This window comes from Streptomyces sp. NRRL F-5755 (assembly GCF_001279365.1).
Classification (GTDB): domain Bacteria; phylum Actinomycetota; class Actinomycetes; order Streptomycetales; family Streptomycetaceae; genus Streptomyces; species Streptomyces rimosus.
In genome coordinates, this window is the sequence record NZ_LGCW01000265.1 from 24710 (window position 1) to 37493 (window position 12784).

Genomic DNA, 12784 nt, shown 5'->3' on the forward strand with positions numbered 1-12784 from the left:
CCGGACCCTCCCGCCCGTGAGGCGTCGGACGACGATGATCCGATGCCTCATGGGCCGGCGGAGCAGGGGACGGCCCTGACAGTGAGGCGTTTCCCGCATCCCCTCGGGGAAGCGCGCCCCACCCCCTAGGGGATGTCACAGGTCGGCAGCAAAGCGGGCCGCTGCCCCCGGGCCCGGCCCCCGGGCTTGCGGGACCAGGTACGTTCGATGACGTGGCTGGATTCAGGATGGGTCGCGGACGGGATGCCCGGTCCGCGCAACAGGGGCAGCAGCAGGGGCAGCAGGCTCCGTACGGTCAGCAGGGACAGCCGTACGGGCAGCAGCCCCCGTCTCCGCACGGGCAGCAGTGGCAGCAACCGCACCAACCGCCGCAGCCCCCGCAGCCGTACGGCGGCCCGCATGCAGGCCCGTACGGCGGCGACCGGCACGGCGAGCCCGAGTACTTCGGTGACGGCGGCTACCAGCCGCAGCAGCAGTCCTACGCGCCGTACGCCAACGACAACACCCCGGGACACACCCAGCAGTTCAGCGTCGGCGAGGCTCCGGACGCGTACGGCCCGCAGGCCGGCGGCCCGGCGAACGGCGGTTACGGCGGCCAGTACGACGACGGTTACGCCGACGGCGGCACCTACCGCGCGGGCCAGGCCACGGCCCCGCCGGCCGGCCCCCGGCTGCCCTGGAAGCAGCTGCTGACCGGCCTGGTCACCCGCCCGGGGCCGACCTTCTGGCAGATGCGCGACCACCCGGTCTGGGGCCCGGCCCTGATCGTCACGCTCGTCTACGGCCTGCTCGCGGTCTTCGGCTTCGACAAGGCCCGCGAGGACGTGCTGAACGCCACGCTCTCCAACAGCATCCCGTGGGTGCTCATCACCGCCGTGATGTTCGTCGTCGGCAGCCTGATCCTCGGCGCGGTCACCCACACCCTCGCCCGCCAGCTCGGCGGCGACGGCGCCTGGCAGCCGACCGTCGGCCTCTCCATGCTGATCATGTCGGTCACGGACGCGCCGCGCCTGCTCTTCGCGATGTTCCTGGGCGGCGACAGCACGCTGGTGCAGGTGGTCGGCTGGGCGACCTGGCTGGCCGCGGGCGCGCTCTTCACCTCGATGGTGAGCAAGTCGCACGACCTGCCGTGGCCCAAGGCGCTGGGCGCCTCGGCGATCCAGCTGGTCGCGCTGCTGGCGCTGGTCAAACTGGGCACGCTCTAGCCGTACGTCGGCCCGTCCGGCCCCATGGAAGGCCCCGCTCCGGCCGGAGCGGGGCCTTCCTCGTATCAGCGGGATATGGATGACGGGTTACGGATGACGGTCACACGAACCGCTGCGCCGCCGACCCGTCGCACTTCTGCAGCCGTACCGCGTCCTTGGCCGAGCCCAGCGTCAGGCACAGCCCCGGCGCGGCGGCCGGCCGGACCGAACCGCTCGCGGCGTCCTTCACGAACTGCTGGTTGGCCGCGCCCGAGCAGTTCCAGAGCACCAGCCCGGCCCCGGCCTCGTACTTCGCGCCGGGCACGTCCAGGCACCGGTCCTGTGTCAGCCCGACGTGCACGGAGCGGCGCTCCGCGTCGTACCACCAGTCCTGGTTGCGCTGCCCGTTGCAGTCCCAGCCGATGACCGCCGTACCGTTACTGCTGCTCGCGCCCTTGGCGTCCACACAGCTGCCGGTGCCCGCGTTCCGCACCGGCCGGTACACGTCGTCCCAGGCCAGCGGGTACAGCTTCGGCTGCCCGGTGCTCGCCGGGTCGGTGCAGGACGCCTCGCGCCGGTCGGACGCGTACAGCTGCGTCAGGCAGGAGGCGAAGGCGCCGTGGCCGCGCGCGTTCGGGTGGAAGGACTGCCGTACGGAATTGGAGTCCGGCGGGAACGGGTTGGTGAGGTCCACATACAGGCCGCGGGCCCAGGTGTCCTCCATGCACACCTCGTGGCCGTGGAAGAGCCGCGAGTTGTCGAGGTAGGTCGCGCCGGTGTCCGCGGCGACCTTCCGCATCCCCTTCTCGAACGTCGGAACGGCAACGTTCCGTCCCCACGCGGAGTCGGAGGTGTAACCCGTGCACCCGCCCGGCAGCTTGCCCGGGAAGTTCGGGTTGTCCTCGATGTCCGGCCCGATGGGGCTCGGGTAGCCCATCACGACCAGCTTGTAGTCGCCGTCCGCGTACCCCGCGTCGCGCATCACGGTCCGCAGATCGCGCACGCTCCGCTCGACCTTGGGCACCAGCGCGTCGACACGGCCCTGCCAGCCCGGCGCGTACTTCGGTTCGCAGGTGCCCTGCAAGGTGAACCAGCGGGTGACGCAGTCCGTCATCACCGGCCCGAACTGCAGGTCGTCGTTGGCGCCCGCCACCAGCAGCACCATCTTCAGCCGGGTGTTGCGGGCCTTGATCGCCAGGTTGTCGCTCTGCACCAGCTCGTCGGCGTACTGCTTGGTCCCGCCGATGTTGATGTTGGCGGTGGCCGCGCCGGAGCATGCGACGTTGTACGTCACCTCCGCCGGTATCCCGGTGCGGTGGATGGCGGCCTCGGGCGAACGGTGGCACCAGTTGTCGGGCCCGTTCGTCCCCGGCTCGTACGTACCGACGCCCTCCCCCGCTATCTCACTGTCGCCCAGCGAGATCAACGAGGTCTTCCGCTGCCCGACCGGCCGCTCGGCCGCGTCCCCGTACAGCTTGACGGCCTCGGCCGCCCGGATCTTCTCCAGCTCGGGCGGCAGCGGTTTGGCGGCCGCCGGGCCGGCCTGGGCGGCCACCGCCGTACCGGCGCCCACCCCCGCGACCATGCCCGCTCCGCCGAACCCCACCGCCATCGCCGCCGCGGCGGCCACCAGCCGCCCTGCTCTCGCACGCACCTTGGGCCTCCCCTCCGGTCTGCTGTTCCCGCCGGTTTCTACTCGGAGGTAGTCACCGGTGGAACACCCGGAACGGGATTGGCCCGAATTCACCTTCCGCCCCGTAAACACGAAGGACCCACCGAGAACTCGGTGGGTCCGACGGGACCGGGAAGGCAGGAGCCCTCAGGCGTCCAGGATCTGCCCCTCGCGCCGCACCACCGGCGGCTCGACGCTCCACGGGAAGTTGATCCACTCGTCCGTGCGCTTCCACACGTACTCGCACTTCACCAGCGAGTGCGACTTCTCATAGATCACCGCGCTGCGGACCTCGGCCACCGTCCCCAGGCAGAAGTCGTGCACCAGCTTCAGCGTCTTGCCGGTGTCCGCCACATCGTCCGCGATCAGCACCTTCTTGTCCGAGAAGTCGATCGCGTTCGGCACCGGCGCCAGCATGACCGGCATCTCCAGGGTCGTACCGACGCCCGTGTAGAACTCCACGTTCACCAGGTGGATGTTCTTGCAGTCCAGCGCGTACGCCAGACCGCCCGCCACGAAGACGCCGCCGCGCGCGATCGACAGCACGATGTCGGGCTCGTACCCGTCGTCGGCGATCGTCTGCGCCAGCTCGCGAATCGCGCCACCGAAGCGCTCGTACGTCAGGTTCTCCCGCACACCACTCACTGGATCTCTCGCACCCTCAGACCTGTGTCCGATGAAAATTCTTGTACGACCGCGAGGGCGTCGGCCCCCGCTGGCCCTGATACCGCGAGCCGTACTTCTCGGAGCCGTACGGATGCTCGGCGGCCGACGACAGCCGGAACATGCACAGCTGCCCGATCTTCATACCGGGCCACAGCTTTATCGGCAGCGTCGCGACATTGCTCAGCTCCAGCGTGACATGCCCGCTGAAACCGGGGTCGATGAACCCGGCGGTCGAGTGCGTCAGCAGCCCCAGCCGCCCCAGCGAACTCTTCCCCTCCAGCCGCGACGCGATGTCGTCGGGCAGCGTGATGACCTCGTACGTCGAGGCGAGCACGAACTCACCGGGGTGCAGGATGAACGCCTCGTCCCCCTCCGGCACCACCTCGCGCGTCAGGTCCTGCTGCTCCACCGCGGGGTCGATGTGCGGGTACCGGTGATTCTCGAACACCCGGAAGTACCGGTCGAGGCGCACATCGATACTCGACGGCTGCACCATCGACTCGTCGTAGGGATCGATGCGGACCCGGCCCGCGTCGATCTCGGTCCGGATGTCCTTGTCTGAGAGAAGCACGCATCGAGGATACGCGCCCGGATCGGCCCGCTCCGCACACCACCGCCGCCTCGGCGGGCAGGGATACGGCGAGGGCCCGGCCCCGCCTCCGGGACCGGGCCCTCGCCCGGAACTCACACAGCCGGCCGACCGGCTGCCGTCCGCTCCACCTCTCCACCACCCGGCCCGTCCGGCCCGTCCTCAGCGACTCACCGGCGGCTACCGCGCCTCAGCGCTTCTCGCCCCCCACCGGCACCGAATGCCGCAGCCGCGCACAGCGCGGACACCGCAGCAGCCGGCCGGGGCCGAGCCGGTCCGTGGTCTGCATGGGAAACGAAGCGGTGCTGAACACGTGCCCTTCGGCACAACGTACGACGGTGCGCTCCATCAAGTCCTTCTCCCAAACGCGTGGACAACAAAAGCCACATTAGGGGATGAACTGGGCGCCACCACACACGGCACTCCGCGCCCCCACCGTACGCCCCAACTCCCCCACCCCACACCGCAACCCACCCCGCACACACGACCGGGCCCCACGGTCAACTGCACCGGGGGCCTGCAATGGGGTAGAGTGTGCGAAGCTGCACCGCCCTCACAAGGAGCGGCGTATATGCGGGTGTAGTTTAATGGTAGAACATGAGCTTCCCAAGCTCAGAGCGCGGGTTCGATTCCCGTCACCCGCTCCACAGCCCAGCCCCAGGTCAATGACCTGGGGCTTTTCTGTCGCCCAGGCCGCGCCGGACATTTCGTGCCCCTTGTGTGCCCGATCGGGATGGGGCGCCCCATGTACCGGTGCGCCGGTCGTAGTTGGCCGCTGCTCCGGTTCCTGTTGTTCGGGGCGTGGCCGGATCTCAGTGTTGGCCGGAGGCTGCGGGGCGACCGGGCCGATCATCGTTGTGGCCGGCAGGTACGGTTCGGCCATGGATGTTTCCGTAACGAGCGCGGGCGATGCGAACACCGGGCTGCCGGAGGCCGTCAAGGCCGCCGCGCGCCGACTGCTGGCGGAACTGGGCGCCGGTGGGCTGTCCCTGGATGCCGTGGCCGCCGACTGTGGTCTTGCCGTCACGGACGTGGCAGCCGTCTTCCCGCACCGGGACGACCTGCTGACCGCGTTGGTCATCGACGCCTACAACGCCTCCGGCGCAGCGATGGAGCAGGCCGACCAGGCCGCCCGGGACGCGCAGGCGTCGGCGGGCGCGCGGCTGCTCGCGGTGACGCGTGCGCTGCGGGCCTGGTCCTTCGCCAACCCGGCCGAATTCACTCTGATCTACGGTTCGCCGGTGCCGGGGTACCACGCCCCGCAGGAGACGGTACCGCCCGCCTCGCGCACTCCCGAGGTGCTGGGCGGCATCATCCGGTCGGCCCTGGAGGCCGGTGAGCTCACCCCGCCCCGGCGGCCACTGCCCGAGCCGTCGGTGCTCCTGCCGACGGCGGTGGAGGTCTTCGGCGGGACGCCCGAGGCACCGTTCTCGGACATCATCGAACGCGGCATCGTGCTGTGGAGCAATCTGATCGGGCTCCTGGTGTTCCAGGTCTTCAGCCGTACCCACGACAGCGTCCGGGACCAGTCGGCGTTCTTCGACCGCGCCATCGCCGTGGCGGCCGAGGGGATCGGGCTCGTGGTTCCCTTGGGTGAAAACACCGACTAGACCGTTCGCCGGGTGCCCGGCACCGGCGGGGAATCAGGCCGTGAACACCACCAGAACCGTCTGTTTCGTCATCGCGGCGCTCTCGTCGTACGCCGCGCTCGTCTACCGGCTGAGCCAAGTGCGGCGCAGCCGGCAGGACAGTGCCTACCGCACCCTGGTGATCACTCTGCTGCTGCAGTGCCTCACCTTCACGATGGGCGCCGTCGCCATGGGGAGCGAACGTTTCCTGGGCGTCGGCAACCTCGCCATCCTCGTGATGCACGTATCGGCGGTCGCCTTCTGTGTCAGCGCGCAGATCATCCTGTTGCGCTGGGCGACCGCCGCCGAGGAGGCGGCACGCAGGGCCCGCTACTGGGCGATCACCGGTATCGCCCTCAACGCGCTGCTGATCGCCCTCTTCCTGATCGCCGACGGCCCCGGCCGGCCGGCTTCCGACTTCAACAGCGGCAGCGGCCAGCCGCTGATCCTCACCTACCTCCTGGTCTTCATCGTGTCCCAGGCGGTTCCGTGCGTCACCATCTTCCGTCAGTGCGGCCCCTACGCCCGGATGACCGAGAAGGCCGAGCTGCGGCACGCCCTGCAGCTGCTCTCCGTCGCCGCGGTGGTTCTCTTCCTCTACTGCCTGGCCAGGACGGTCAACATCATCACCGCCGCGTGCGGGATCGACATCGGCGTCTGGCAGCTCGCCGCCAACGTCTTCAGCGCGGCGGGCATCGCCACCCTCTCGCTCAGCCTGACGATCTCCTCCTGGGGGACGTCGGCCGGCAAACTGCTGTGGTGGGTGCGCAGTTACCGTTCGTACCGGGCCCTCTACCCGCTCTGGCGGGATCTTTACGAATCGTCGCCGGACATCGTCCTGGAGCCGCCGGGAGCCTCGGTCTCCGATCTCAACTACCGTTTGCACCGCCGTGTCGTCGAGATACGCGACGGGTGGCGGGACCTGCGGCCCTATACCGACCGCGCGGCCAACGGGTCCGCCGGTGCGGACGGTGGAGCAAGCGACGAGTCCCGGCAGGCGTGGGCCGAAGCGGCCCAGATCAGGCAGGCCCTGCACGCCAAGCGCACCGGCACCATCCCCGATGACAACAAGGACGCCGGCGACTTCGAGGACCGTGATACGGACAATTTCATGGCCGAGATCGACTGGCTCACGAAGGTCGCGTCCGCCTACCGTAAACTCGGCAAAGCGGGGTGACGTCACCCCCGTTGAGAGCTCCCGCCCGGTCTGTCCCCCGTCAGACCGGGCGGGCTTTTTCGCGCTCCCCCTTTTGCCCCCGTTGTTCCCCCGTTGTTCCCCCGTATCTTCCTGCCGAGCCGGAACGAGATGTCCCGCCCGGCCTCGACCGGCTCTTCCCCCGAGAGCCGGTCCAGGCCGACGTGGCCGGCAACCAACTCGGCTACCCCCGTGAGCGAAGTTAGCTGGCAGCTATCGGCGAGATCCACGGTGGCGGAGTCCCGGCCGATTGTCAACTGACGGCTAATCTGGGAAGCTGGTGAATAGCCAAGGGCTAATTCCGAGGAGGTGGGGGAGGGAGATTCACGATGTCCGAGACCGACGACCGGCCCAAACTGGCAGTGCGTCTGGACAACCTCTTCAAGACGGTCCGCCCCAAGGGCAAGCACTGGACCAATGCCGAGGTGGCCGAAGAACTGAAACAGGCCAACCCCGACCTCCGGGTCGGCGGCGTGTACTTGTCGCAACTGCGGACGGGCAAGCGGTCCAACCCCTCCCCGGACCTCCTGGCCGCGCTGGCGCGCTTCTTCGGCGTCTCGGTCTCCTACTTCTTCGACGACGAGGTCGCCGAGTCGGTGCTCAGCCAGGTCGCCGCCATCGAGGCGCTGCGGCAGGCGGGCGTCCGCTCGGTGGCCATGCGGGCGGCCGGGATGAAGAAGGAGAACCTCCAGGCCATCACCGCCATCATGGATCAGTACCGGCAGATGCAGGGCCTGCCGCCGGTCGACGACTCCCCGGAGGCCGAGTGAGGGACGCCGAGGAGTGAGGGAAGCCAGGAAGGGGCGGGCGGCCGGCCAGGACCGCCGCAGTCAGCTCAAGCGGCTCCGGAAGATCGGCGCGCAGCGGATCGCCGAACTCGATCTCCCGGAGGTGTCCGACGTCGCCGAACTCTGCCGCCACCTCAGCGAGATCCGCGACCGCCCGATCACCCTGGTCCCGATGCAGATGCCCGCGTCCCACCCGTGCGGCATGTGGGTCGCCGCCCGCGACGAGGACCTGATCTTCTACGACGCCAACACGACCAGCGCGCATCAGGAGCACATTGTCTTGCACGAGCTGGGTCACATCATCTGCTGCCATCGCGGGGCGGGCTGGCTGGACGAGGCGAGCGCCCGCCTCCTCTTCCCGGATCTCGACCCCGATCTCGTGCGTGACATGCTCCTGCGCGCGACCTACGACGACGTCCAGGAGCAGGAGGCGGAGATCATCGCCTATCTGCTCGCCCAGCAGATAGGCGGCGGTGAGGAGCGGCACGGCGCGCCCGCGGCCGGGGCCGCCGCGGACACCGGCAAGGAAGCCATGCTCAGCCGGATCGAACGCACCCTGATCTGACGTGCGGTACTCAGCCCACCCGGCCCCCGGCGGCGGCCACCTCCTCGGTCAGGACCGACACGGCACGTCGGATGTCGTCCGCACGGTGATCGCTGGTGAGGAAGAACCGCAGCCTGGAGAGTCCTTCCTCCACAGCGGGGTGGAAGATCGGATCGGCGATCAGTCCCCGGTCGAACAGCCGGTCCGCGACGCGCAGGGTGCGTGCCGAGTCGCCGAGGAGTATCGGCACGATCGGGGTGTGGGCGCTGGCGCCGGTCGCCAGACCGGCCGCGGTGGCCAGGCCCCGGAACAGCTCCGCGTTCCGCTGGAGCGTGCGCACCCGGTGCCCTTCCGCGGCGATCAGCTCGGTGGCGGCCAGTGCCGCGGCCGCGTTGGCCGGGGTCATACCGACGCTGTAGACAAAGCCCGGCAGCGTGTGCCGGAGCCACCGCACCGTCCGGGCCGAACCGCCGAGATATCCGCCACAGCTGGCGAAGGCCTTGGAGAGGGTGCCCATCCACAGGTCCACGTCGCGGCGGTCGACGCCGTAGAACTCCCCGACTCCGCGGCCGCGTTCGCCCACCGTGCCGATGCTGTGCGCCTCGTCCACCATCAGCAGGGCGCCGTACCGCTTCTTCAGCTCGACCACGGCCGGCAGGTCGACCAGGTCGCCGTCCATGCTGTAGGCGCCCTCGACGGCGATCAGCACCCGCCGGAACCGGGACCGGTTGCGGCGCAGCATGTGTTCCAGCTGACCGATGTCGCCGTGGGCGAACGGGCGCCGTGCCGCACCGGACAGGGCCACGCCCTGGAGGATGCTGTCGTGGGCCAGCGCGTCGTGCACCACGAGGTCACCGGCGCCGACCAGATGGCCTATCGCGGTGACGTTGGTGGCGTGGCCGCTGACCAGCGTCAGGCAGTCCGCGACGCCGAGGAAGTCGGCGAGCGCCCGTTCCAGCCGTACGGTCAGGTCCCGTTCGCCGGAGAGCACCCGGCTGGCGGAGACCGAGGTCCCGTACCGGTCTATTGCCTCGTGTACCGCCTCGTTGACCGCCCGATGGCCGGAAAGCCCCAGGTAGTTGTAGCTGCCGAAGGACAGGTACGGCCGGTCGCCGACCACCGTGGTGTCGCGGACGGTGCCCTGGTGGACCCGGAAGTACGGGAAGTCCACACCGGTGTCGGCAATCGAGGTCAGGACCTGCTCGAACTCCCGTACTTCGGGGAAGTCGTCGACGCATGCGGTGGCGGCGTCCCCGTCGGCCCGGGTCTGCCGGGGCAGCGGCGCTCCGGCGGCCGGCTCTTCCGTGAGGCGCTGGGCGACGAGCGCGATCAGCCGCTCGATGGTGAGGTCGGCGGCGAATATCTCCTCGGTGCGGAAGCCCGGTATCCGCTTGCCGATGTTGACCTCCAGCTCCTGCAGCATCAGGGAGTCGAAGCCGAGGTCGGTCACCAGCGCCATCCGCTCGCTCAGGTCGCCGAGCGGGAAGACGCCGGTCCGCGACACCTCTTCGAGCACGAGGGAGCCTGCGGAAGCGGTGCCGGTCCGTGCCGCCATCTGGGGCGCCGGACCGGGTCGGTCCGGCAGGACGAACCGGTCGGTGGGAGTGTCCCCGGCGTCGCGAGCGGACTCGTCCACCACCCAGTGGCGGCGCGGGGCGAGCGGGCTCGGCGGCAGGGTGCACGGGGGCCTGCGTTCCCCGCCCGGACGGAGCTGCGCGCCGCTGACCACGCGCTCGGCGAGCCCGGCCAGCGCGGCGGTGCGGGCCTCGGCGGACAGCGTGCCCGGTGCGGGAACGGTGACCTCCGGCTGCTCATCGGCCGGCCGGGACACCGTGCCGGCCTCCTGGCCCGGCCCGAGAGCGCCGGTACGGCCCGACGCCACGGCGTCGGCCGCCGCGGTCAGCTTGGTGACGGCGTCGGCGGCGTCCTCGGCCACCAGGGCGAGGCGTTCCGGGAAGGGGGCCCGGCCGGCCAGGGTGTCCGCCACCCCGGCCAGCGGTGGCTGCTCGTCGGCGAGGGTGTGCGCCAGTTCCCGGGCATAACGGGCCAGCCCGGCCCGGTCGCGGGCGCTGAGGACGAGGAGGTGCGGCCCGTCGTCCGGCAGCGGGCGGACCGGCGGCGCGGGGCACTCCTCCACCACCAGATGGACCCCGGTGCCGCCGAAGCCGAAGGCGCTCACGCCCGCCCGGCGCGGCACTCCGGGTGCCGGCCATCGGGTCGGTGCCGTCGCAACGGTCAGCCGCGCGGCGTCGAGCCCGGAGCGGTCGGCCAGGTCGAACGCCGGCTGCGGCGGGACCACTCCCCGGTGCACGGCCAGGACGGTCTTGATCAGCCCGGCCAGCCCCGCGGCGTTGAGCGAGTGCCCGACCACCGCCTTCACCGCGCCGAGGAAGGCGGGGGCGCTCCGCGCACCGCGCAGTTCGCGCAGCACACCGACCTCGACCGGATCACCGACCGTGGTCCCGGTGCCGTGCGCCTCCAGGTAACCCACCGAGTCCGGGGACACGCCCGCATCGCGGTAGGCCCGGCGCAGCGTACGGAGCTGCCCGGCCGCCTGGGGATGCAGACCGCCCTGCACGGTCCCGTCGTTGGCCGTACCCACCCCGCGGATCACCGCGTAGACACGATCGCCGGCCGCCAGCGCGTCGGCCAGCGGCCGCAGCACCAGGACCCCGGCGCCCTCCCCCAGGACAAACCCGTCGGCCTCCGCGCCGAACGGCAGGCACCGGCCGCTGCGCGAAATGGCGCCGATCCGGCACAGGCCCACCAGCAGGTCGGGGGTGAGCATCAGCTGGGCGCCGCCGGCGAGGGCGATCCGGCAGCGGCCCGCGCGCAGCGCGAACACGGCGTTGGCCACGGCCATCAGTCCGCCGGAACACGCCGAGTCCAGCGCGTAGCTCTCGCCGTGCAGATCGAAGACCGAACTGATCGTGTTCGGGCCCATGTTGAGCAGGAGACCGGCCACGGACGTGCCGTGCAGCCCGTCGACCGCGCGGACCATCTCCGGCCACCGCGGATCGGCCGCCCGCGCGCCGAACTCCCCGCCGGCCAGCTGCCGCATCCGGACCTGCAGGAGGGACATCTCGCGGTAGCCGCTCTCGGTGAGCGATGTGATCACCGAGGTCTCTTCACGGTCGAATCCCGCGGACTCCCACCCGGCGTCCTGGATCGCCTCCCGGGCGAGGTCGATCAGCAGCCGGGCCTGTGGATCCAGCGATCTGGCCCGCCGCGGCGGGATGCCGTAATGCGCCGCGTCGAAGCGGTCCACGTCCGGCAGCAGCGCCATGGTGTCCGTATAGGCCGCCGAGGTGTCGCGGAGGCTGTCGCTGAGGAAGGCGGCGGTGCGCCACCGCGAGTCCGGGACGGTGGAGAACTGCGCCTGCGGGTCGGTGAGGAGCCGCCAGTACTGGTTGATGTTCCGCGCCCCCGGGAACCGGCAGGCCATCCCCACGATCGCGATGTCCGCGGGCCGTGCTCCCGGGGGGTCGTTCGGCATCACAGGTCTCATCCGGTGCCGGCCAGGCGGTCGCGCCACCAGTCCACCGTCACCTTGACCTGCTCGTCCAGGGGGGTGGCCCGTACCTCGAAGGCGGCCTCGTAGGCGCTCGCATCGACGACGAAGGGACGGTCGAACTGGTACCGGATCTCCTTCATCTCGCGCATCAGCGGCGAGACCAGCGAGGCGACACCGAGCACGGCCGGCGAGAGCCGGCGCACCGCCACCGGCCCCGATCCGGACTCGGCGGCAAGGCGGTCGACCATCTCCCGGACGGACCGCGCCGACTCGTTCGGCACGTGCCAGGCTCGTCCCCAGGCCCGTTCCGCACCCGCGGCCTCGGCCAGGGCCCGGGCCACGTCGGGGAGGTAGCTCCAGCTGTGCGGGACGTCCGGGTCCCCGAACGCGGAGACCGGCTTGCCGCGCAGCAGCCGCGGCATGACCCGCCCGGCCAGGTGCCCGCCGTCGGTCACACCGGGCCCGAAGAAGTCCGAGGCCCGCACCTCGACGGCCTTGATCCGGCCCTGCTCGTGCAGGTCCCGCACCTGCTGCCAGACAGCGGCGCGGACCCGTCCCTTGGGGCCGGTCGCGGCGAGCGGCAGCTCCTCGGTCATGGGGCCGTCCACCGGGCCGTAGCCGTACAGGTTGCCCAGCATGACCAGAACGGCCCCGGTCGCCTCGGCCGCCGCGCAGAGCGACGAGGCCAGCCGCGGCCACGCGTCGGCCCAGCGGTGGTAAGGCATCCCGGCACAGTTGACGATCGCAGCGGCGCCCTGCGCGGCCTCGCTCAGCCGCTCACGGTCCGCCGCGTCGAACGCAAGGTGCTCGATACCGGGCTCGGCGCTGCGGCCCGAAGTGGTGACGACCCGTACCGAATGCCCCTTTTCGACCAGCAATCGAGCAGTGGCCGCCCCGGCGGGCCCGAATCCTATGACGACGTAAAGGCTCACCCGCGCACATTAGCGCGGGGCCGCGCCACCTTTGCGCCGGGTACCTCGGGGTGCCTCACGCGGCACGAGCCG

11 protein-coding genes and 1 tRNA gene are annotated in these 12784 nt (G+C 70.9%); 6 read left to right on the forward strand and 6 right to left on the reverse strand.

The features are described 5' to 3' along the window. Positions 1 to 227 precede the first annotated feature (227 nt). Positions 228 to 1205, forward strand: a complete 978-nt coding sequence (locus ADK86_RS23290; protein ID WP_078952206.1) for a Yip1 family protein — start codon at positions 228 to 230, stop codon at positions 1203 to 1205. Positions 1206 to 1305: 100 nt separating this feature from the next. On the opposite strand, the gene ADK86_RS23295 is transcribed toward ADK86_RS23290, so the two are convergent. From ADK86_RS23295 to ADK86_RS43880, 4 genes are all read right to left on the reverse strand, one after another. Continuing rightward, positions 1306 to 2796, reverse strand: coding sequence for a ricin-type beta-trefoil lectin domain protein (locus ADK86_RS23295; RefSeq protein WP_053698379.1), 1491 nt, complete (start codon positions 2794 to 2796; stop codon positions 1306 to 1308). A gap of 207 nt (positions 2797 to 3003) precedes the next feature. Then, the gene (locus tag ADK86_RS23300; protein ID WP_030180867.1) at positions 3004 to 3501 is read right to left on the reverse strand and encodes a phosphoribosyltransferase; all 498 of its coding nucleotides are present in this window, start codon (positions 3499 to 3501) and stop codon (positions 3004 to 3006) included. A 16-nt stretch (positions 3502 to 3517) separates the two neighbouring features. After that, positions 3518 to 4093: a dCTP deaminase gene (gene dcd, locus ADK86_RS23305; RefSeq protein WP_030590135.1), complete on the reverse strand. Its 576-nt coding sequence runs from the start codon at positions 4091 to 4093 to the stop codon at positions 3518 to 3520. A 208-nt stretch (positions 4094 to 4301) separates the two neighbouring features. Continuing rightward, a complete protein-coding gene (locus tag ADK86_RS43880) occupies positions 4302 to 4460 on the reverse strand; it encodes a hypothetical protein (RefSeq protein ID WP_003979945.1) in 159 nt (52 codons plus the stop codon). A gap of 224 nt (positions 4461 to 4684) precedes the next feature. Here ADK86_RS43880 and ADK86_RS23310 point away from each other — a divergent pair. From ADK86_RS23310 to ADK86_RS23330, 5 genes are all read left to right on the forward strand, one after another. Then, positions 4685 to 4758: transfer RNA gene (locus ADK86_RS23310), tRNA-Gly, on the forward strand. 234 nt (positions 4759 to 4992) lie between these two features. Beyond that, positions 4993 to 5721, forward strand: a complete 729-nt coding sequence (locus ADK86_RS23315) for a TetR/AcrR family transcriptional regulator (RefSeq protein ID WP_078952207.1) — start codon at positions 4993 to 4995, stop codon at positions 5719 to 5721. Positions 5722 to 5761: 40 nt separating this feature from the next. After that, entirely contained in the window at positions 5762 to 6916 is a 1155-nt protein-coding gene (locus ADK86_RS23320) for an MAB_1171c family putative transporter (protein WP_053698337.1), read from the forward strand. 347 nt (positions 6917 to 7263) lie between these two features. Further along, positions 7264 to 7704 carry a helix-turn-helix domain-containing protein gene (locus ADK86_RS23325; protein WP_003979959.1) on the forward strand — a complete coding sequence of 147 codons (441 nt, stop codon included), beginning with the start codon at positions 7264 to 7266 and terminating at the stop codon, positions 7702 to 7704. Between the two features lie 13 nt (positions 7705 to 7717). Beyond that, the gene (locus tag ADK86_RS23330; RefSeq protein ID WP_053698338.1) at positions 7718 to 8287 is read left to right on the forward strand and encodes a toxin; all 570 of its coding nucleotides are present in this window, start codon (positions 7718 to 7720) and stop codon (positions 8285 to 8287) included. Between the two features lie 10 nt (positions 8288 to 8297). On the opposite strand, the gene ADK86_RS23335 is transcribed toward ADK86_RS23330, so the two are convergent. Continuing rightward, on the reverse strand, positions 8298 to 11762 hold the full coding sequence (locus ADK86_RS23335) for an aminotransferase class I/II-fold pyridoxal phosphate-dependent enzyme (protein ID WP_053698339.1): 3465 nt from the start codon (positions 11760 to 11762) through the stop codon (positions 8298 to 8300). Between the two features lie 8 nt (positions 11763 to 11770). Continuing rightward, complete coding sequence (locus tag ADK86_RS23340) at positions 11771 to 12712, reverse strand: NAD-dependent epimerase/dehydratase family protein (protein WP_053698340.1); 942 nt, start codon at positions 12710 to 12712, stop codon at positions 11771 to 11773. Positions 12713 to 12784: the final 72 nt, after the last annotated feature.

What these genes read in the sequence shown, in the direction of transcription:
- ADK86_RS23290 (WP_078952206.1), top strand. Translation starts at nt 228, where the DNA reads ATGGGTCGCGGACGGGATGCCCGGTCCGCGCAACAGGGGCAGCAGCAG.
- ADK86_RS23295 (WP_053698379.1), bottom strand. Translation starts at nt 2,796, where the DNA reads ATGGCGGTGGGGTTCGGCGGAGCGGGCATGGTCGCGGGGGTGGGCGCC.
- ADK86_RS43880 (WP_003979945.1), bottom strand. Translation starts at nt 4,460, where the DNA reads ATGGAGCGCACCGTCGTACGTTGTGCCGAAGGGCACGTGTTCAGCACC.
- ADK86_RS23315 (WP_078952207.1), top strand. Translation starts at nt 4,993, where the DNA reads ATGGATGTTTCCGTAACGAGCGCGGGCGATGCGAACACCGGGCTGCCG.
- ADK86_RS23325 (WP_003979959.1), top strand. Translation starts at nt 7,264, where the DNA reads ATGTCCGAGACCGACGACCGGCCCAAACTGGCAGTGCGTCTGGACAAC.
- ADK86_RS23335 (WP_053698339.1), bottom strand. Translation starts at nt 11,762, where the DNA reads ATGCCGAACGACCCCCCGGGAGCACGGCCCGCGGACATCGCGATCGTG.